This is a genomic window from Citrobacter sp. JUb117, assembly GCF_024809055.1.
Taxonomy (GTDB): domain Bacteria; phylum Pseudomonadota; class Gammaproteobacteria; order Enterobacterales; family Enterobacteriaceae; genus Citrobacter; species Citrobacter gillenii.
Window position 1 is genome coordinate 21,404 of the sequence record NZ_JANUFB010000008.1, and the last position, 17,804, is coordinate 39,207.

Below are 17,804 nucleotides of genomic sequence, written 5' to 3' on the forward strand. Positions count from 1 at the left end.
TTTGGCTATTCGTTTGGAAAGACTGGTGGTTGTTTTGGGGATGCTGTTAGCCAGTAGTCAGGTACTGGCACATGGGCACCATTCCCATGGCGCACCGATGACAGAAATAGAGCAAAAAGCGTCAGAGGGCGTTTTTGATAATAGCCATGTGAAGGACAGGGCTCTGAGCGACTGGGATGGCGTGTGGCAGTCCGTTTACCCTTATCTGCAGAGCGGTGAACTGGATCCGGTATTCAAGCAGAAGGCCGAAAAGGATAAAAGTAAAACGGCGGAGGAGTATAAAACCTATTACCGCACAGGCTATGCCACTAGCGTGGACACTATCGGTATCGAGAACGGTGTGATGGAATTTCATACGGGTAATAAGGTCGCGTCGTGTAAATATGATTACGCCGGATACAAAATATTGACCTATACGTCAGGTAAGAAAGGTGTGCGGTATCTGTTTGAGTGCAAAGAGGCAAATAGTCAGGCGCCGAAATACGTTCAATTTAGCGATCATATTATCGCGCCACGCAAATCGAGCCACTATCACATCTTTATGGGAAATACCTCACAGGCAGCGCTGCTTGAAGAGATGGACAACTGGCCAACCTATTATCCGTATCAGCTCAAAGCAGAAGCGGTGATTGACGAGATGCTGCATCATTAATTCCCATCCGGCTGTATTTAAACCCGCCGATAACGGCGGGTTGATAAATTGCGGATATTATTTTCCGGAAGCCAGCGTGCTGTAGCTGGTCATCAGGTTGCGATAGTCAGGAATATGGTTGGAAAACAGCGTGCCCAGCCCTTCAACGTCATTACGCCAGTCGCGGTGTAATTCACAGGCCAGACCGAACCAGGTCATCAACTGCACGCCGGCAGAAGACATACGGTTCCAGGCAGAGTCGCGGGTCAGCGGGTTAAAGGTGCCGGACGCATCGGTAACCACGAACACGTCGAACCCTGCCTCAATGGCCGATAGTGCAGGGAAGGCGACGCACACTTCGGTGACGACACCGGCAATGATCAGCTGTTTTTTACCCGTCGCTTTAATCGCGTTGACAAAATCGTCGTTGTCCCAGGCGTTAATCTGCCCCGGGCGGGCAATGTAAGGGGCGTCAGGAAACAGCGCTTTCAGCTCAGGAACCAGAGGACCATTAGGACCGGTTTCAAAGCTGGTGGTCAGAATGGTGGGGAGTTTGAAGTACTTCGCCAGATCGGCCAGCGCCAGCACGTTGTTTTTAAACTTGTCGGGATCAATATCACGGACCAGCGACAGTAAACCTGCCTGGTGATCGACCAACAGTACGGCAGCCTGATCCTTATCCACACGTTTATAGGTAATCGTCATTTTTTCTTTCTCCAGGTGATGAGAGGGGGCCTCGACGGCGAAATCTATTGATAAACAGTAGTGGCTATCCGGGGTATTGGGTAGTCGCAAAAATGAGTTTCATCGTTGCAAATCTGGAACGAAAAATATTCTGCAACAGAGTGCGCTATTCATAAGCTTCTCTTTCCATCAGGTGATGCATTCGTTAGCATATTGTCTCGCAGCAAGTGCATGTGTTTTATCAGGAAGAGGTTAACGTGTTCGCAGAGTATGGAGTTCTGAATTACTGGACGTATTTGGTAGGGGCTATTTTTATTGTACTGGTACCGGGGCCCAATACGATATTCGTGCTGAAGAACAGCGTAGGGCGAGGGGTGAAGGGCGGTTACCTTGCAGCCTGCGGGGTGTTCATCGGTGATGCCGTGCTGATGTTTTTGGCCTACGCAGGTGTTGCGGCACTGATCAAAACAACGCCCGTTTTGTTTAATATCGTGCGTTATCTGGGGGCTTTTTATCTGTTATATCTCGGCGCGAAGATTCTGTATGCCACGTTAAAGTCGAAGGCCACGGAGACTGCGGCCGAAGAAACGCCCTTTGGTGCTATTTTCAAACGTGCATTAATTTTGAGTCTGACTAATCCCAAAGCCATTCTGTTTTATGTGTCGTTTTTCGTTCAATTTATTGACGTCAATGCACCACATTCAGGGTTGTCGTTCTTTATTTTGGCCATTACGCTTGAAATCGTGAGCTTCTTCTATCTGAGTTTCCTTATTTTCTCCGGTGCTTTTGTCACGCAGTATATTCGCACCAAGAAGAAACTGGCGAAGGTGGGCAATTCTCTCATCGGTTTAATTTTTGTGGGATTTGCCGCCCGTCTGGCGACGCTTCAGTCTTAACGCCATTAGCCCGCTCCTGGCGGCGGGCTTTGCGTTTTCCCCATTCTTATCATTGCCCATCAGTAAGAATACTAACCAATAAATGGTATTTTAAATGTATATTTTGAGGCGTACCCTGTTCACAGCAGCGATTCAATAAGGCTCGCTGGTTGTCGACTGGAAAAGGGAAGAAAGATGCTTCAAATTCCACAGAATCATATTCATACACGCTCAACGCCGTTCTGGAACAAAGACACTGCGCCTGCCGGAATTTTCGAACGCCACCTTGATAAAGGTACCCGTGCGGGGGTTTATCCTCGACTGTCGGTTATGCAGGGGGCGGTCAAATATCTCGGATTCGCAGATGAGCACAGCCCGGAGCCCGTAGAGGTGATGATTATTGAAGCCGGTCAGTTTGGCGTTTTTCCACCGGAAAAATGGCACAACATTGAAGTGATGACCGACGACACCTACTTTAATATCGATTTTTTCGTTGCGCCTGAGGTTCTGATGGAGAGTGCTAATCAACGAAAAGTCGTGCGTACCGGCAAGGAGTGAGTCATGAGTAAAGCAACCTATACCGTCACCGTAACCAATAACAGCAATGGCGTTTCTGTTGATTATGAAACGGAAGCGCCAATGACGCTGTTGGTACCCGACGTGGCAGCCGAAGTGGTCAAAGATCTGGTGAATACCGTACGTTCGTACGATACAGAAAATGAACACGATGTTTGCGGCTGGTAACGCCATAAACGCCGTTACTCTATGATTTATATAAAAAAACCGCAGCATGCTGCGGTTTTTTTATTGACTGACATCCTGTGACTGGTTACTTAAACAGTCCGAAAAAAGAATTCTTAAGAAAACCTTAAGAACATCGCATTCATTGCTAATAGGCAACCATTCACAGGGGTTATGATCGGTACACAGTAACACTACAGAACATCTTGCTTATGAAATTGAACACCCAGCTTACATTACCCACACTCATTCTTGGATTGGTCATCGTCGCGATCCCGTTCACCGCAAACTGGAATCTTCCTCTGTTAAACGGCACCGTTGTCAGATGGATTGAAAATGGGCAGGCGCTGTGGCTACTGTTTGGCGCGATATTTACTCTCGTCTATATTCGGCCTTTATCTCGTCCTGAAGGTGAGAAGCAATTTTGGCTGTGGGCGGCAGTGTGGTGGCTGGTTTTACTGGGCAGAAGCACCAGTTGGGGACGTGATTATTTCCCTGAGCACCCTAAACTTCTGTTCAGAACCATTTCAGTCGTGTTAATTGCCATGATTATTCTGCCAGTGTTATTGTCGAAGCGCTTACGGCAGGATATTGCACGTCGTGTACGTAATGAACCGCTGCCGATTTGGCTGCTGGCAATCACCACCTGTGCATTTTTAATATCTGACACCGTAGAACATCATCGCCTGCTGTCGCCACTGTTTCTGCATAATGCCCATTACGGCGATCTTATTGAAGAGCTGTATGAACTGCCGTTTATGGTGGGATTATTTCTGATGAACCTTGGTTTTATGCGGCGAGATAAGAAGGAAGAATACGCATCTGTTCGTGTAGGCAAGCAACTGCTGGCTAAGTGATCGAAATAACAGCCTGAGCCTTGAACAAAAGACTCAGGCTGTGTGTACTGTTATTTACGCAATAGCCTCACATAAACGTGACTTCATCTCGCTATATGATTGCGCAGCATACTTCTCTGCCCAATGTTGATCGGTGATGTGTTCGATATTCACCGCGCAATACTTGGTTTCCGGCGTTTTCGAGATAGGATCAAGATTATCCTGGGTTAACTCGTTACATGCGCCAATCCACCACTGATACGTCATATACACCGTTCCGCTATTGATGCGCTCGGAGACATCGGCACGGCTGATGACTTTCCCTCGACGGGAACTCACCCACACCAGGTCACGATGACGGATCCCCTGTTTGGCGGCATCCTGAGTATTGATTTGCACATAGCCCGGTTCATCTGCCAGCGCCTGCAGTGCTGCGCAATTGCCGGTCATGGAACGACAGGAGTAATGCCCCACTTCGCGTACGGTACAGAGCACCATCGGGTATTTTTCATCCGGTACTTCGGCAGGGGCTCGCCACTGAGCGGCAAACAGCTTGCCCTTACCGTTGGCGGTATCAAACCGACTATTCTGATAGAGATACGGGGTGCCAGGGTGATCGAGATCCGGGCAAGGCCACTGAATATGGCCCATATCGCCCATTTTCTCATACGTTACCCCATAGAATAGCGGACAGAGTTCGCGCATCTCATCCCAGATTTGCTGGTTGTTTTGATACTGCATTGGGTAACCCATTTCGGTCGCCAACAGACTGATAATTTCCCAGTCGCGCTTCACATCCCCGGTGGGTTCGATCGCCTTCTCAAAACGCTGAAAACCACGATCGGCGCAGGTAAAGACGCCACCGTGTTCGCCCCATGAGGTTGCGGGCAGGATAACGTCGGCCATTTCCGCCGTCTTGGTCATGAAGATGTCCTGCACCACGATAAAATCAAGCGCGTTGAAGCCTTCTCGAACCAGGCCCAAATCGGCTTCGGTTTGCAGCGGATCTTCCCCCATGATGTAGTAGGCTTTAACTTTGCCTTCAATCGCCAGATGCGGGACTTCGGTGATCCGTGTGCCCACCTTGTCATCCATCAGGTTGACGTCAATCCCCCAGGCTTGAGCAAATTTCGCTCTCACTGCGGGATCGGTAACGTCCTGATAGCCCGGAAATTGATTGGGAAGCACGCCCATGTCGCATGCGCCCTGAACGTTATTCTGCCCGCGTACCGGGCCGACGCCGACGTTAGGTCGACCCAGATTGCCGGTCAGCAAGGCCAGACTCGACAACCCACGCACGACGTCGACAGCCTGGCCGAACTGCGTCACGCCCATTCCCCACATCACCGTCGCTGACGGTGCGGCGGCAAAGGTGCGCATCGCCTGGCGTACCTGTTGAGCTGGCACCCCGGTGAGGTGTTCAACGGTTTCAGGCGCATAGTCCTTTACGGTTTCCCAATAGCTTTCCAGGCCTTCGGCATGCTTTTGTACGTATTCACGATCGTAGAGCTGCTCTTCAATCAGCACGTGTCCAAAGGCGTTGACCAGCGCCATGTTACAGCCATTTTTCAACTGCAGGTGCTGGTCTGCAATACGCGCGGTTTCAATGCGGCGAGGATCGCAGACAATGATTTTCGCCCCGTTCTGACGGGCTTTGATGACCCGGCGGGCGACTATCGGATGAGAGTCTGCGCAGTTATAGCCAAAGATGAGCAGGCATTTGGAATTTTCAATGTCGCTGATGGAATTGCTCATTGCGCCATTGCCTAAGGTTTCCTGCAATCCGGCAACGGAAGGGCCATGGCATACGCGAGCACAGCAATCGACGTTGTTGGTGTTGAGCACGCCACGTGCGAACTTTTGCATCACATAGTTGGTCTCATTTCCTGTTCCACGGGAAGAGCCAGTAGTCATGATGGCGCGGGGACCATGAGCATTTTTGATGTCTGATAGGCGTTTTGCGGTGTAGCGAATGGCTTCATCCCAGCTGACGGGCGTGAACTTTCCCCCTTTTTCATAACGGATCAGCGGGCGAGTTAGACGGGGAGTCAGAAGGCGCGTGTCGTTAAGAAAATCCCAACCGTAGTAGCCTTTCAGACATAGCTGGTTTTGGTTGGTCACCCCTTCAGCGGCTTCGGCGCGGATGATTTTGTTATTTTCAACAACAAGCTTGAGCTTGCACCCGGCCCCGCAGTATGGGCATACACTGGTGATTTTTTTCATCAATAACAGACCTGTTAAATGCTGAAATAGCGCGAATTGTAGACGCAGCCACGTGAATAGGTCACGGGCTACGATGTATCGTAGTGACGGGCTGTTAAAGCATAAAGTGTGCCAGAATTGAAAACGTAGTCACGGTAGGGTTGGGCTGCGAAATTAAGCGTAAAGTCACTGACGAAACGACATTAATGACGATAAACGTCAGAAAAGATCGCCATTTGCGGTGATCTAAGATCATGAAACATCGGAATAAGATGAAAATCCATGGTGATGGTGATCACAAATTTTAATTTTTCGGCGCTATGCTATGCTTTTAAATAACGAGTCAATCGTTCACGTAAAAACATAAGCGAGGAAAAAAATGGGTATACTTTCATGGATTATTTTCGGTCTTATCGCTGGGATATTGGCAAAATGGATTATGCCAGGCAAGGACGGCGGCGGATTCTTTATGACTATTATTTTAGGGGTTATCGGTGCAGTCGTTGGCGGTTGGATCAGTACATTGCTTGGCTTTGGCAAAGTGGATGGTTTCAACTTTGGCAGCTTTGCCGTGGCGATTATCGGCGCGCTCGTTGTTCTGTTTATCTACAGAAAAGTCAAAAGCTAAATCAAAACAGATATTGAAGTAGAGGCCACTTCGTGTGGCCTTTATTTTTTACCACCAGCCCAATTCGGTGCCGAGTACCACAATAATGGCGACGCCAATCATGATGAGCGTTGTTTTTTTCATGGTTATGCTCCCGGAGCGGCGTAGCCGCCAATAAAGAACCAGGATAAAAAAACAACGGCGGAAATGAAGATAATGACAGGAAAAATAATACCAATCCGCATGGTTTCACCAGCCAACGTTATGTGAAGATGAGCCAGAATAACAGGGCTTAATGCGTGACAAAAGCAGTTTTGCCCTCGCGTTTTTTATCCAGGTACATCGCGCTATCAGCGTTATGAAGCGCACAGTTTAAGTCGGTTTCTCGCGGATCGACTTCAATCACGCCCAGGCTGGCGCCAGGATAAAACAGGCTGATAGCGCCAAGCTGATAGTCGCCGCAGAGTTGTTGTTGCAACCGGTCTTTAACCCTTTGCATGCGCGTGTGTTGATCTTCTTCACTTTTTTGTGACAGACCCGCGACGAGAAATTCGTCGCCGCCCAGTCGGCCGAGAATATCGTTTTCACTACACACATGGCGCAAACGTTGCCCAACCTGGATCAAAAATTGGTCACCAACTTCATGGCCAAAACGGTCATTGATCAGCTTGAAATCATCTAAATCAATATAGGCGACGATAATTTTTTGCTGCAAATGGCGAGCCAGCGAAAAGAGGGTTTCCATATTTTCGAAAATGGCCCGACGATTAGGTAATCCGGTGAGCGCGTCGGTGTAGGAGTGTGCAATGAGTGCCGCATTCGCTTCACGTAATTGCGCCACCAGTGACTCTTTTTGAATCGACTGGGCAATCAGACTCGCAAACAGATGCAGGACCTGCTCTCCGCGTTGGCTCAACGTTTGTTGCTGCCGGCTGGTGGCGCAAAGCGTGCCGTAAAATGTCCCATCCGGAAGGTGGACAGGCGTGCTCAAAAAGGTGGTAATTTCCAGCGCGCGTGCGGCGGCACAGTCTGGCCAGCGAGCGGGGACGTTATCACTGTACAGGCAATTTTCTTCGATTGCGCGCTTGCACAACGTTTCATCCCACGGCACCGACAAACCCTCGGGTATATGCATCTGTCGGCTGTTACGTGCATACAGAATATGCTGCAGGCGTGCATCTAAATCGACTTTGGTTAAATAGGTCGACTCCATGTCAGTCACCATTTCCAGCATCTCCAGAAGTTGCCGAACCAGACCCTCAACAGACTGCTCGGTGGCTAATGATTGTGAGACTCTGGCAAGGATCATGTCAGACATGAGAGGTAAATACTCCTGAGTAGTAACAACGACGGTGATGCCTGCATGATAAAACAACACTGTGAAAGATGAAACAAGCCGAACTGTATGAAATGTAAGCGGAGAATGAAAACTCATCAGTAAAACATGGAGGTAGGCGGGCAGTCAGGGTAATCTTCCGCAATAACATTATTTGCAGGAGCGGTCATGAAATCTGTGTTTATTGTGTTGCCAGGTATGCTGATGTTAGCGGGATGTTCGACGCAACCCGATGCACCAATGCCACCGAAAGTGGGTATGGCGAATCCGGCATCCGTCTATTGCCAGCAAAAAGGAGGTTCGCTGACTGCGGTACAAACGCCGCAAGGGGTACGTTCTGACTGCAAGCTCCCCGGTGGAGAAGTGATCGACGAATGGGCGCTTTGGCGCAGAGATCACCCGGCTAAAACGCAGTGAGAGCCTGCTACCATTGACGTAGCCACTCGGCCAGCACGAGAGCGTGGTTTTGCTGCGTATTTTTTGCTGCATACAGTAGCGTGACGGTCTGTTGACGCGCGATGTCAGCAAGCCGTTTCCCTTCCTGCTGCTGTTGAGCAAGCTCGGCGCGGTATTGTTCAGCGAAATGTTTAAAATCAATAAGTTCAGCATGAAATGCTTTGCGTAATTCAGTCGAGGGCGTGAGCGCTTTATTCCACTCATCGCAGGCCAGGTCGGTTTTTTTTAACCCCCGTGGCCACAGTCTGTCGACCAGAACGCGATAACCATCATTTTGTTCAGCCGGGTCATACACGCGTTTACATTGAATATTCATTTCTCAATCCGCTCCGTTATGTCACCGAATGGAGACGTTTTATTATCGTCTTTACGGTACATTAAGATCGTAAAACGTGACCATTATAGCATTTTGTCGCGACTGACTCCCAATTTAAGGGATTGTGAAAACAACAAAATATCGGTAGGGTGAGGCTCCTTATGTTGTCCCTTATTGTCTGGACACAAGGAAACTCTCATGGACATTTCCCCTGTAAAAAATACACTTCGCATTGCGCTGGTCGGTGACTACAACCCTGACATTGTCGCGCATCAGGCGATTCCTCTTGCTATTGATGACGCTGCCGCGGTGCTGGAATTAATGGCGGATTACGACTGGCTAACCACATCGGATATTAATAGCGGTGAGGACCTGGTCGGCTATGACGCTATTTGGGTGGTGCCCGGTAGCCCGTATCAGCATCCAGAAGGTGCGCTGACGGCTATTCGTTACGCCCGTGAAAACAGTATTCCCTTTCTCGGCACCTGCGGTGGTTTTCAGCATGCCATCCTCGAATATGCCCGCAACGTGCTGGGTTGGCACGATGCCGCACACGCAGAAACGGATACCGAAGGTCGCATGGTAATTGCCCCATTGAGCTGCTCGCTGGTCGAAAAAACGGATGATATCGAACTGCGGGCGAATACGCTGATCGCCAGAGCCTACAATCAGGAGGTGATCTCCGAAGGTTATCACTGCAACTACGGCGTATCGCAAGCCTTTGCCGACGAACTGGAGCGTGGGGATTTACGCGTAACGGGCTGGGATGAGGCGGGAGATATTCGGGCCATTGAACTGGTGACGCATCCTTTTTATGTTGGCACGCTCTTTCAACATGAACGGGGTGCCTTGGCGGGGAAACCCGTGCCACTGGTTCAGGCGATGTTACGCGCGGCGCGCGGATAAAAAGTCGGGCAGGTCTGCAATGAGCCTGCCCCATGCGTTATGGCGAGGTTATCTCACGGCTGCGTCCAGCATACAGGCCAAACACAGCCATCAGCGTCGCTAGTAGGGCGACGCCAATCAACGGTATCTGCCAGTTACCGTTGAGGTCGTGAATTTTGCCCATTAACGGCGGTCCACATGCCGCCAGCAAGTACCCCACAGACTGCGCCATACCGGATAGCGCAGCCGCCTGGTGCGCAGAACTGGCACGAAGTCCGATGAACGTCAGTCCGAGGATCATCGTCGCGCCCGAGCCAAAGCCAAATAAAATCGTCCACAACACGGCCTGGTTGGGTAGCAGCCAGAATCCTGCGGCTGCAATCGCACACATTAATGAAACCAAAGCGGCAATGGCGCGTTGATCCTTCAATTTAAACAAGATTAAAGGGATCAGTAAGCCGGGTGCGGCAGTAGCGAGTTGCAGCAAACCGTGCAGCGAACCCGCCTGCGCCTCGCTGTAGCCATGGCTAATCAAAATAGCGGGCAACCAGCCGATAATCACGTAATAGACGAGTGAGTTGATCCCCAAAAACAGCGTCACCTGCCAGGCGAGGCTGGAGCGCCAGATCCCTCGGGAATGCAACGCGCGCGAGTTACTCATCGTGGCATGGCTCGTCTGGCGATACTGCGGTAGCCAGATAAACAGCGCCAGCAGCGGAAAGACCATCAACATCATCAGCGCACCGCGCCAGCCGAATCCGTTAAGCGCCAGCGGCACCACGATGGCTGAGCCAATGGCGGCCGCAGCTCCCATCGTCAACGAGTACGCCCCGGTAAGTTTTGCGACATGTTGTGAAAAATCACGCTTAATCAGCCCCGGAAGCAGCACGTTGCCTAATGCTATCCCACAGCCAATGAGGGTGGTTCCACCAAATAAGAATGGCGGTGAGGGCAATGAACGTATGGCAATACCGGCGCAAATCAGCAGCATGGCGGCAAACAGACTGCGCTCAATACCCCATCGACGGGCAACGCCCGCCGCCAGGGGGGAAACTAACGCAAAGGCCAGCAGCGGTAGGGTAGTCAGGAGCCCCGTCTGGGCGGTCGTCAGCGCGTAATCTGCGCGAATGGCATCCAGCAGCGGCGCAGCACCGGTAAAGGTAACGCGAAGCGTGGTGGCGATCATCAGGATACCCGCAATCAGCAATGCACCTTGCTTGCCGCGGGGGGAAGGGGAATAAGTCATCTTTTTCTCTTATCGTCAGGCGAGGCGATACCTTACCGTTTTTACACCATGGATGAATCAAGCTAAAATGACAGATTATCGCTAAAATCGGACAACGTTATGCTGGGACTGAGGCTGGACGGGTATGAACCGGATCGCTATCACGATGCCGCTGTGGCTTTTTGTATTCAGGCTCAGGAAGACGAACTCTTCAGCCCGCTGCATCAGCACCGTAAAGGCCAGTTGATCCTGGCATTGCATGGCGCGATTACCTGTGAAGTTGAACACGCCATGTGGATGGTGCCACCCCAGTACGCGGTGTGGATCCCGGGTGAGATCCCTCACAGCAATCACGTCACCGTTGGCGCTGAGCTGTGTTTTTTGTTTATTGAACCGCAGGCGGTAGTGATGCCTGAACGTTGCTGCACGCTGAAAATATCACCACTCTGCCGGGAACTGATTCTTTCGCTGGCGACCAAAACCGATGCCCAACGGCTGGAGCCGTCAGTGCAGCGGCTGACGCAGGTCTTGTTTGATGAACTTCCGCAGCAACCGCAGGAGCAAATGCAGCTGCCGGTTTCCGATCATCCGAAAATTCGCAGGATGGTCGCAACGATGGCGCAGGAGCCCGCGCAATGGCAGACCTTGGGCCAGTGGGCCAGCGTGTTTGCGATGAGCGAACGTAATCTTGCCCGGCTGGTGGTGAAAGAGACCGGGCTGAGTTTTCGCCGCTGGCGTCAGCAACTACAGTTGATTCTGGCATTACAGGCGCTGGTTGATGGTCGTAACGTCCAGCAGGTCGCCCACATGCTGGGTTACGATTCAACAACCGCCTTTATCACCATGTTCAAAAAAGGCCTGGGTCAAACCCCAGGCCGTTATCTGACGGGGCTGGCTACTGTTTCCCCACAATCAGCGAAACCAGACCCGCGGCGATGAGCGGCCCCACAGGGACGCCGCGAAACAGCGCAACGCCCAGTACCGTACCGACCAGCAACCCGGCGACTAACTGCGGCTGACTGCCCATCAGTGTGACGCCACGTCCACCCAGCCAGGAGACGAATACGCCGATAGCAATGGCGACCAGTGACTTCCAGTTTACGAAGGAGTGAATGAGCGTGGAGGGCGGTAGCGTTCCGCTGGCGATCGGTGCCATCACGCCAATCGTCAGGATAATAATCCCGACAGTCAGGCCCTGTTTTTCAATCCACGGGAAAAAGGTGTTCAGCGGGGTGACACGGACAATAATCAGCACCAGGATTGAAACGGCGACAGTGGTGTTGTGGCTGACAAAGCCCAGAGCTGCCAGTCCGAGCAGGATCAGCAGAGTGACATCAAACATCGTAGTTTCCTTGCCAAAAAAGATAAGCCTGCTTACTGTACGCGCAAATGCGTGGTGGAACAGGCTTTTTTTAGTGATGTATACGCTATTTGGGCGAACGCATAACCGTGCGTTTCTGTGCCGGTAACGGGGCGTTATAGCGTGTTATTGCGTGCGGCGAAACGTGACTAACTCCGGTTGCGCAATGCGCAGGTAATCCTGGGTGTCCATAATGACCGATTTTTCCAGCACCCCAGCGTTAAAGGCAATCTCATCAAAACGCTCGAACAAGAGTGGATCGGCGACCAGCTTGAGCTGAGGATGGAAGCTGAAGGGAGGAATGGCGCCAAAGACGCATCCCGTCAGTTCATCCACTTCAGCAGGGCTTGCCAGGGAGGCCCTCAAGCCGCCAAGATGGCTGGCGAGTTGGCTCAGATCAGCCTGTTGATCGGCAGAAAGAATAGCAAGCACATGCTGATTGACGCCATTGCCTTTCACTTTACACACCAGGGCTTTTGCACCCTGACCCAAGGCTGTGCCACGAATCTCTGATACCGCCTCGCATTTGCCGACGGCGTCGTGGCTGACCACGCGGTACGTTGCGCCGTGTTCCGACAATAACGCGAGCAAACGTTGATGGGTTACATTACCTGTATTTACTTCCGTCATCTCTTACTCCTGATACCACAATAAAAATCCTGCGCAGAAAAAGTATCACGAACGAGGGTGCTTTTTCTGTTTGTTGAGATACAGCTGGGCGTCAGAGGCTTTGTAAGCATCGTTAATGGTGTCACCCGGCTGCATATTATAAATGCCGGCGGAAAAGCTAACGGAGGTCCCTGGCGCAATAATGTGTAAGTTCTCGTCGATCCGTTCCAGCAACTGAGGAGTGAGCTCGGCAGGATAATCGATCAGAATCATGCAGAACTCATCGCCCCCGAGGCGAATAGCATAATCACTTTTGCGGATCGCGTTTTGAATCGCTTTGGCCAGAATAGTGATAATACGATCGCCTTCCTGGTGTCCCAGCGTGTCATTAATGGTTTTTAGCTTGTCACAATCAATAGCGATAAATGTCACCCGCGTTCCGGCGTTGACCAGTTGCTGCAAACGTTGCTCAAGCGTTGGCGTTAAGATTTTACGGTTGTACAACCCGGTCATCGCATCGCTGATATTTTCGCGCCGGACGTTATGATACAAACGAAAGTGGGTTCTGACCAAATTCAGCAGTAGCGCGGTTGCCAGCAGGTAAAAAGCGAAAATTTTCCAGGAAGAGACAATAAAGTACATTAAATCAAGGGAGAGTGTGATCCGTATTCCGCCGGGAATATCATTAACATATTGCACATACTGGAACAGGTTTGATTCACTCTGGTTGATGACGATCTCTTTTCCTGAACTGACGTCAGACAACGTGACGTTCAGATAACGCCAGACGAGGGGACGATCGCTGGTATAAAAAATATGCCGCAGATTGTCCTTGTTCACATCCACCATCACGACGCCTTTGAGTTTACCGGCGTAATAGACCGGGGTGATAAAGCTCATGACTTTTTCTTGCGTCAGGTCATCCTCATAAATACTGGAAATGACGGTGCGGCCGGTAAAAACATCATCGATATCGTTCTGGTGAATTCCCAGCGTGCCTTTTTGCAAAAAAGACCAATGATTCATCGTGAACTGATTAGAGTTAATCAGGTTGTAGAAATAGATATAGTTATTATTTAAATCAATGTAATAACGAAATTTATACTCCAGTGTGGCTAATCCATGGCCATAATCGACCAGTTCACGATTGACGTTGACTGCCTGGTCGAAAGCGGGCAACAAGAATATGTCATCAAGTTGTTCAATACAGTTTGCTGAGTGGGTCTGTAAAGTACCGCGTAACGGCAGGTAGCTATGTGAGGTGAGATTCAGCCCGTACGTGCCGTTAACGTGCTCAAATGCCTGGCACAGTGCTTTTCTTTGTTCAGCAGAAACAGGGGCTTTGGGCGATGAAAAACGGCGCATTAAATGGGCGGCAATACTCTGATTAGTGTATTTATCATACAGGAAAGAAGAGTCGGCTTTCTCAATGACATAACGCATATAGGCGTTCATTGCTCGATCGCTGGCAATCAGTTCGTACACCAGAAAAGAAGAGGTCAAAACAATAACGCTTACGGAGATAAAGTGCCGGAGCGCTTTATGATGAAATTTCATAATGTTTTTCAGCCCTGTAAGTCCGATACTTCAGTTTATCACACGCTAAACGTCCACTCTAACGGTATGGGAATGACCCATTGTTGGCTATTTTTGTAATAAAAATCATTCGTACTCTTCACCTTTAATCTTTAATGTTGTATTTATAATGCAACTTATAGAAAAGGAGACAGGCCGATGAGTACGATGGAAAAAGCAGGCCATACATTTCTGGCCAGCCTGGGGAAAACCCGCCTGCGCCCGGGGGGTATAGAAGCCACAGAATGGCTGTTCAGCCAGTCGCAATTGACGTCAGACAGTCAGGTGCTTGAAGTGGCGTGTAACATGGCGACCACGGCGATTGAACTGGTGCAACGCTTTGGCTGCACTGTATACGCCATTGATATGGATAAAAGTGCGCTGGTTAAGGCGAGAAATAACGTCGCTGTCCATGGGCTGGAAAATCACATTCATGTCATGGCCGCTAATGCGAATACTATTCCTTTCGCCGACAACAGTTTTGACGTGGTGATTAATGAAGCCATGCTCACGATGTACGGTGATAAGGCTAAGACGAAGTTGATTGCGGAATACCATCGGGTACTGAAACCTGGTGGGCGCTTGTTAACCCATGACATTATGTTTACGGCGCAAAAACTGGGAGAGGGCGATCAAAACCAGTTTCAGCAGGTTGTGAAGTCAAATGTGAGTCCACTGACGCAGCAAGGCTGGCGCGATCTATTTCTGGGCGCGGGATTTGAACAGGTGCTACAGCAAAATGGTGAAATGTCGCTAATGTCGCCGCAGGGGTTAATTCGTGATGAGGGATTTAACGGCGCCCTTAAAATTGCTTATAACGGACTACGCACGCATGAGAATCGCCAGCGTTTTCTTAAGATGTTCCGTTTTTTCCGCGCACAGCGTCACCAACTCAACTATATCGCCTGCTGTTCCGTAAAGGGTAAATAAAAAGGATAAAGGGATGAATCTGGATAAAATGAAACATCAGCACGTTGATATTCTCGAAAAAATATCTTTTCTACGTACGTTAAGCCAGTCCGGGGTATCATCCAATGCGCAGCAAATTGCTGCGGCGATCGTGAGCATGAGTGCGATCATTAAAACGCATCTGTCAGCGGAAGATCAGTTTCTTTATCCTCAAATTGAACAGGATGGGAATAGTAAACTCAGACAGGTCAGTACCCAATTTCAACGTGAAATGGCGGATATTGTTGGTGAGTATGATGCGTTTTCGCGCCGCTGGAATATTGCCAGCAAGCTGATGGGTAATGACGAGGCGTTCAGACGCGACGCCAATACCGTATTACGCAAAGTGTTTGAGCGTATGCAGCGGGAAAATAAAGATTTCTATCCGCTGGTAGAAAGGATGTAATGTGCGTTAAGAACATAACTGAGTAAAGGGCTACTGGAATGTCAGAAAAACACTGGTCGAGAATGGAATATCTTCACCAGACAGTGACGAATCCCAATATCGTAATTAAAGGGACGCACAGTTATTACAGCGACTGCTGGGATAAAGGCTTTGAGGCTTCAGTCGTGCGATATTTACTCGGTGACGAGGTTAGCAGAGAGTGGGAACCGCTCGGGCATCTGGATAAGTTGATCATCGGTAATTTCGTCTGTATTGGTGCCGAGAGCGTGATTGTTATGGGGGGAAACAGTACCCACCGGTTGGACTGGATAAGTCTTTACCCCTTTATGGCGTCCATCAACGATGCCTACCAGTTTCGCGGAGACACGGTTCTCAAGGATGGCTGTTGGTTAGGTATGCGCGCGATGATTATGCCTGGCGTGACGGTTGGAGAAGGCGCTGTCGTGGCTGCGGGTGCTGTCGTGACCAAAGATGTACCTCCGTATGCGATTGTCGGCGGGAATCCGGCGAAGATCATAAGATATCGACTTCCCGAAGAGGATATTAAACGATTGCTGGCGCTGGATTTGTATCAACTGGCGGAAGAGACGCTGGTGGCGTTGCAACCGCTGTTGTCATCTGGCGATATTTCAGCGTTGGAGTTGAGCGTTGCCCGGCAGAGACAAGTGTAAACGGCGTATTGGACGTAGAGTGGGCGTATCATGTTGAAAAATCAGCCAGAAACAGTACGTAACTGGCCGATCGTCAATGGTTCATCTCAACTTGTGGCACTCTGCTTATGAAACAGTTCCCGGAACACCGGATAGATATCATCCTGGTCACGGATATGTTGCATGGCAAAGTTATCAAAGGTCGATTGCAGATGCTCGTACTCACGCCATAAGGTCTGGTGCGCGCGGCGGGTGATTTCGATATAGCTATAATATCGCACCACCGGCAGCAGTTTTTTCGCCAGAATCTCATGGCACAACGGTGAGTCATCCGCCCAGTTATCGCCATCTGATGCCTGCGCCGCATAGATATTCCACTGGGCAGGATCGTAACGATCTTTCACCACTTCATCCATCAACTTCAGCGCGCTGGAGACGATGGTGCCCCCGGTTTCCTGAGAGTAGAAGAACTCATGCTCGTCCACCTCTTTTGCCTGGGTATGGTGGCGAATGTAAACCACTTCCACGTTCTTGTAGGTACGGCTTAAGAACAGATACAGCAGAATGTAAAACCGCTTGGCCATATCTTTCGTTGACTGATCCATCGAGCCGGAAACGTCCATCAGACAGAACATCACCGCCTGGCTGGAAGGATCGGGTCGTTTTTCATAATTTTTATAGCGTAAATCAAAGGTATCGATAAACGGGACGCGTTCAATTTTTGCCCGCAGTTCAGCAATCTCTTTGCGTAGGCGTTCTTCCTCCAGCAACTGCGCCGGTTCTGTATTGGCGATGGTCTCCAGGTCAGCTTCAAGCGCGTGCAGCTCCCGACGTTTACCTGCCGTCATCGCCGTGCGGCGCGCCAGTGAGTTTTGCAGGGAACGCACCACGCTGATATTGGCTGGCACCCCATTGGAGGTGAAGCCCGCACGGTGGGTTTTGTATTCCGTTAACTGACGTTGCTGATTTTGCTTCAGATTCGGCAGTGCCAAATCTTCAAACAGCAGATCCAGATACTCATCTTTAGAAATTTGAAACACGAACTCATCCTGGCCTTCTCCATCCTGGCTGGCCTGGCCTTGCCCGCTTCCTGAACCCCCGCCGCCGCCCTGAGGGCGTTCTATACGGTCGTTCTGCACAAAATGGTCGTTACCCGGATGTACGCGATGGCGCAGGCCTCCACGCCCCTGATGGAACATCGGTTCGCTAATATCATCGGTTGGGATAGAGACAGACTCGCCACTATCGACATCAGTCACCGAACGCTTATTAATGGCCTCGGAGATCGACTGTTTAATTTGTGATTTATAACGGCGCAAGAAGCGCTGGCGGTTAACCGTGCTCTTGTTTTTACCGTTAAGACGTCGGTCTATGAACCAGGTCATATGCCCCCCGTACTGCCAACTGTTCGCCATGTCTGTAAGTGCCGGATGGCGCTGGCGCTTATCCGGCCTACGGAACA

Annotated in this window: 22 protein-coding genes and 1 pseudogene; 12 read left to right on the plus strand and 11 right to left on the minus strand. The window is 50.4% G+C overall.

From position 1 onward, the window contains the following. Positions 1-7: 7 nt before the first annotated feature. Positions 8-652: a metal-binding protein ZinT gene (gene zinT, locus M2374_RS17785; protein ID WP_404979247.1), complete on the plus strand. Its 645-nt coding sequence runs from the start codon at positions 8-10 to the stop codon at positions 650-652. Between the two features lie 57 nt (positions 653-709). Here zinT and ycaC read toward each other — a convergent pair whose 3' ends face one another. Continuing rightward, positions 710-1,336 (minus strand): isochorismate family cysteine hydrolase YcaC, encoded by a 627-nt coding sequence (gene ycaC, locus M2374_RS17790; RefSeq protein WP_096757333.1) that lies wholly within the window; start codon positions 1,334-1,336, stop codon positions 710-712. Positions 1,337-1,572: 236 nt separating this feature from the next. On the opposite strand from ycaC, the gene leuE reads away from it, so the two are divergent. The 4 genes from leuE to M2374_RS17810 all read left to right on the plus strand — a co-directional run bounded on the left by leuE (position 1,573) and on the right by M2374_RS17810 (position 3,788). Then, the gene (leuE, locus tag M2374_RS17795) at positions 1,573-2,211 is read left to right on the plus strand and encodes a leucine efflux protein LeuE (RefSeq protein ID WP_117343116.1); all 639 of its coding nucleotides are present in this window, start codon (positions 1,573-1,575) and stop codon (positions 2,209-2,211) included. A gap of 174 nt (positions 2,212-2,385) precedes the next feature. Further along, positions 2,386-2,748 carry a DUF1971 domain-containing protein YeaR gene (gene yeaR, locus M2374_RS17800; protein WP_096757332.1) on the plus strand — a complete coding sequence of 121 codons (363 nt, stop codon included), beginning with the start codon at positions 2,386-2,388 and terminating at the stop codon, positions 2,746-2,748. Positions 2,749-2,751: 3 nt separating this feature from the next. After that, the gene (locus M2374_RS17805) at positions 2,752-2,934 is read left to right on the plus strand and encodes a DUF1869 domain-containing protein (RefSeq protein ID WP_096757331.1); all 183 of its coding nucleotides are present in this window, start codon (positions 2,752-2,754) and stop codon (positions 2,932-2,934) included. Positions 2,935-3,143: 209 nt separating this feature from the next. After that, the gene (locus tag M2374_RS17810; RefSeq protein WP_115258709.1) at positions 3,144-3,788 is read left to right on the plus strand and encodes a hypothetical protein; all 645 of its coding nucleotides are present in this window, start codon (positions 3,144-3,146) and stop codon (positions 3,786-3,788) included. 54 nt (positions 3,789-3,842) lie between these two features. Here M2374_RS17810 and fdhF read toward each other — a convergent pair whose 3' ends face one another. Further along, positions 3,843-5,990 (minus strand): formate dehydrogenase subunit alpha, encoded by a 2,148-nt coding sequence (gene fdhF, locus M2374_RS17815; protein ID WP_153880422.1) that lies wholly within the window; start codon positions 5,988-5,990, stop codon positions 3,843-3,845. Positions 5,991-6,348: 358 nt separating this feature from the next. Between fdhF and M2374_RS17820 the strand changes: the two genes are divergently transcribed. Continuing rightward, positions 6,349-6,597, plus strand: a complete 249-nt coding sequence (locus tag M2374_RS17820; protein WP_115258707.1) for a GlsB/YeaQ/YmgE family stress response membrane protein — start codon at positions 6,349-6,351, stop codon at positions 6,595-6,597. Between the two features lie 48 nt (positions 6,598-6,645). On the opposite strand, the gene yoaJ is transcribed toward M2374_RS17820, so the two are convergent. Genes yoaJ through M2374_RS17835 form a run of 3 tightly spaced genes read right to left on the minus strand, consistent with a single transcriptional unit; the run spans position 6,646 to position 7,894 of the window. Beyond that, a complete protein-coding gene (yoaJ, locus tag M2374_RS17825) occupies positions 6,646-6,720 on the minus strand; it encodes a protein YoaJ (protein WP_099530266.1) in 75 nt (24 codons plus the stop codon). 2 nt (positions 6,721-6,722) lie between these two features. Further along, a complete protein-coding gene (locus M2374_RS17830) occupies positions 6,723-6,821 on the minus strand; it encodes a YoaK family small membrane protein (protein WP_096757327.1) in 99 nt (32 codons plus the stop codon). A 47-nt stretch (positions 6,822-6,868) separates the two neighbouring features. Beyond that, the gene (locus M2374_RS17835) at positions 6,869-7,894 is read right to left on the minus strand and encodes a sensor domain-containing diguanylate cyclase (protein WP_181688213.1); all 1,026 of its coding nucleotides are present in this window, start codon (positions 7,892-7,894) and stop codon (positions 6,869-6,871) included. 186 nt (positions 7,895-8,080) lie between these two features. Here M2374_RS17835 and M2374_RS17840 point away from each other — a divergent pair, with 186 nt between their 5' ends. Continuing rightward, on the plus strand, positions 8,081-8,329 hold the full coding sequence (locus M2374_RS17840) for a DUF333 domain-containing protein (protein WP_181688212.1): 249 nt from the start codon (positions 8,081-8,083) through the stop codon (positions 8,327-8,329). 7 nt (positions 8,330-8,336) lie between these two features. On the opposite strand, the gene M2374_RS17845 is transcribed toward M2374_RS17840, so the two are convergent. After that, entirely contained in the window at positions 8,337-8,684 is a 348-nt protein-coding gene (locus M2374_RS17845; RefSeq protein WP_096757324.1) for a DUF488 domain-containing protein, read from the minus strand. Between the two features lie 198 nt (positions 8,685-8,882). Between M2374_RS17845 and M2374_RS17850 the strand changes: the two genes are divergently transcribed. After that, a complete protein-coding gene (locus tag M2374_RS17850; protein ID WP_117342964.1) occupies positions 8,883-9,590 on the plus strand; it encodes a CTP synthase in 708 nt (235 codons plus the stop codon). Positions 9,591-9,627: 37 nt separating this feature from the next. Here M2374_RS17850 and M2374_RS17855 read toward each other — a convergent pair whose 3' ends face one another. Beyond that, positions 9,628-10,815: a CynX/NimT family MFS transporter gene (locus M2374_RS17855; RefSeq protein ID WP_115258702.1), complete on the minus strand. Its 1,188-nt coding sequence runs from the start codon at positions 10,813-10,815 to the stop codon at positions 9,628-9,630. 99 nt (positions 10,816-10,914) lie between these two features. Between M2374_RS17855 and M2374_RS17860 the strand changes: the two are divergent. Beyond that, positions 10,915-11,707 (plus strand): annotated as a pseudogene (locus M2374_RS17860) (AraC family transcriptional regulator); the annotation flags it as partial. Here M2374_RS17860 and M2374_RS17865 read toward each other — a convergent pair. The 3 genes from M2374_RS17865 to dgcJ form a co-directional block, all read right to left on the minus strand. Beyond that, entirely contained in the window at positions 11,690-12,136 is a 447-nt protein-coding gene (locus tag M2374_RS17865; protein WP_016152803.1) for a DUF441 domain-containing protein, read from the minus strand. The pseudogene M2374_RS17860 and the gene M2374_RS17865 overlap by 18 nt on opposite strands. A gap of 144 nt (positions 12,137-12,280) precedes the next feature. Beyond that, positions 12,281-12,784: a YbaK/prolyl-tRNA synthetase associated domain-containing protein gene (locus M2374_RS17870; protein ID WP_146716730.1), complete on the minus strand. Its 504-nt coding sequence runs from the start codon at positions 12,782-12,784 to the stop codon at positions 12,281-12,283. A gap of 45 nt (positions 12,785-12,829) precedes the next feature. Further along, positions 12,830-14,320, minus strand: a complete 1,491-nt coding sequence (gene dgcJ, locus M2374_RS17875; protein ID WP_096757320.1) for a diguanylate cyclase DgcJ — start codon at positions 14,318-14,320, stop codon at positions 12,830-12,832. A 177-nt stretch (positions 14,321-14,497) separates the two neighbouring features. On the opposite strand from dgcJ, the gene M2374_RS17880 reads away from it, so the two are divergent. From M2374_RS17880 to M2374_RS17890, 3 genes are read left to right on the plus strand one after another with little or no spacing between them, the layout of a single operon-like run. Next, positions 14,498-15,268: a class I SAM-dependent methyltransferase gene (locus M2374_RS17880; protein WP_181688210.1), complete on the plus strand. Its 771-nt coding sequence runs from the start codon at positions 14,498-14,500 to the stop codon at positions 15,266-15,268. A 13-nt stretch (positions 15,269-15,281) separates the two neighbouring features. Next, the gene (locus M2374_RS17885) at positions 15,282-15,692 is read left to right on the plus strand and encodes a hemerythrin domain-containing protein (RefSeq protein ID WP_117342968.1); all 411 of its coding nucleotides are present in this window, start codon (positions 15,282-15,284) and stop codon (positions 15,690-15,692) included. 38 nt (positions 15,693-15,730) lie between these two features. After that, positions 15,731-16,363: a CatB-related O-acetyltransferase gene (locus M2374_RS17890; protein WP_170973041.1), complete on the plus strand. Its 633-nt coding sequence runs from the start codon at positions 15,731-15,733 to the stop codon at positions 16,361-16,363. An 86-nt stretch (positions 16,364-16,449) separates the two neighbouring features. Here M2374_RS17890 and M2374_RS17895 read toward each other — a convergent pair whose 3' ends face one another. Continuing rightward, entirely contained in the window at positions 16,450-17,727 is a 1,278-nt protein-coding gene (locus tag M2374_RS17895) for a YeaH/YhbH family protein (RefSeq protein WP_096757316.1), read from the minus strand. Positions 17,728-17,804 lie beyond the last annotated feature (77 nt).

What these genes read in the sequence shown, in the direction of transcription:
- ycaC (WP_096757333.1), bottom strand. Translation starts at nt 1,336, where the DNA reads ATGACGATTACCTATAAACGTGTGGATAAGGATCAGGCTGCCGTACTG.
- yeaR (WP_096757332.1), top strand. Translation starts at nt 2,386, where the DNA reads ATGCTTCAAATTCCACAGAATCATATTCATACACGCTCAACGCCGTTC.
- M2374_RS17805 (WP_096757331.1), top strand. Translation starts at nt 2,752, where the DNA reads ATGAGTAAAGCAACCTATACCGTCACCGTAACCAATAACAGCAATGGC.
- M2374_RS17810 (WP_115258709.1), top strand. Translation starts at nt 3,144, where the DNA reads ATGAAATTGAACACCCAGCTTACATTACCCACACTCATTCTTGGATTG.
- fdhF (WP_153880422.1), bottom strand. Translation starts at nt 5,990, where the DNA reads ATGAAAAAAATCACCAGTGTATGCCCATACTGCGGGGCCGGGTGCAAG.
- M2374_RS17820 (WP_115258707.1), top strand. Translation starts at nt 6,349, where the DNA reads ATGGGTATACTTTCATGGATTATTTTCGGTCTTATCGCTGGGATATTG.
- M2374_RS17830 (WP_096757327.1), bottom strand. Translation starts at nt 6,821, where the DNA reads ATGCGGATTGGTATTATTTTTCCTGTCATTATCTTCATTTCCGCCGTT.
- M2374_RS17835 (WP_181688213.1), bottom strand. Translation starts at nt 7,894, where the DNA reads ATGTCTGACATGATCCTTGCCAGAGTCTCACAATCATTAGCCACCGAG.
- M2374_RS17840 (WP_181688212.1), top strand. Translation starts at nt 8,081, where the DNA reads ATGAAATCTGTGTTTATTGTGTTGCCAGGTATGCTGATGTTAGCGGGA.
- M2374_RS17845 (WP_096757324.1), bottom strand. Translation starts at nt 8,684, where the DNA reads ATGAATATTCAATGTAAACGCGTGTATGACCCGGCTGAACAAAATGAT.
- M2374_RS17850 (WP_117342964.1), top strand. Translation starts at nt 8,883, where the DNA reads ATGGACATTTCCCCTGTAAAAAATACACTTCGCATTGCGCTGGTCGGT.
- M2374_RS17855 (WP_115258702.1), bottom strand. Translation starts at nt 10,815, where the DNA reads ATGACTTATTCCCCTTCCCCCCGCGGCAAGCAAGGTGCATTGCTGATT.
- M2374_RS17865 (WP_016152803.1), bottom strand. Translation starts at nt 12,136, where the DNA reads ATGTTTGATGTCACTCTGCTGATCCTGCTCGGACTGGCAGCTCTGGGC.
- M2374_RS17870 (WP_146716730.1), bottom strand. Translation starts at nt 12,784, where the DNA reads ATGACGGAAGTAAATACAGGTAATGTAACCCATCAACGTTTGCTCGCG.
- dgcJ (WP_096757320.1), bottom strand. Translation starts at nt 14,320, where the DNA reads ATGAAATTTCATCATAAAGCGCTCCGGCACTTTATCTCCGTAAGCGTT.
- M2374_RS17880 (WP_181688210.1), top strand. Translation starts at nt 14,498, where the DNA reads ATGAGTACGATGGAAAAAGCAGGCCATACATTTCTGGCCAGCCTGGGG.
- M2374_RS17885 (WP_117342968.1), top strand. Translation starts at nt 15,282, where the DNA reads ATGAATCTGGATAAAATGAAACATCAGCACGTTGATATTCTCGAAAAA.
- M2374_RS17890 (WP_170973041.1), top strand. Translation starts at nt 15,731, where the DNA reads ATGTCAGAAAAACACTGGTCGAGAATGGAATATCTTCACCAGACAGTG.
- M2374_RS17895 (WP_096757316.1), bottom strand. Translation starts at nt 17,727, where the DNA reads ATGACCTGGTTCATAGACCGACGTCTTAACGGTAAAAACAAGAGCACG.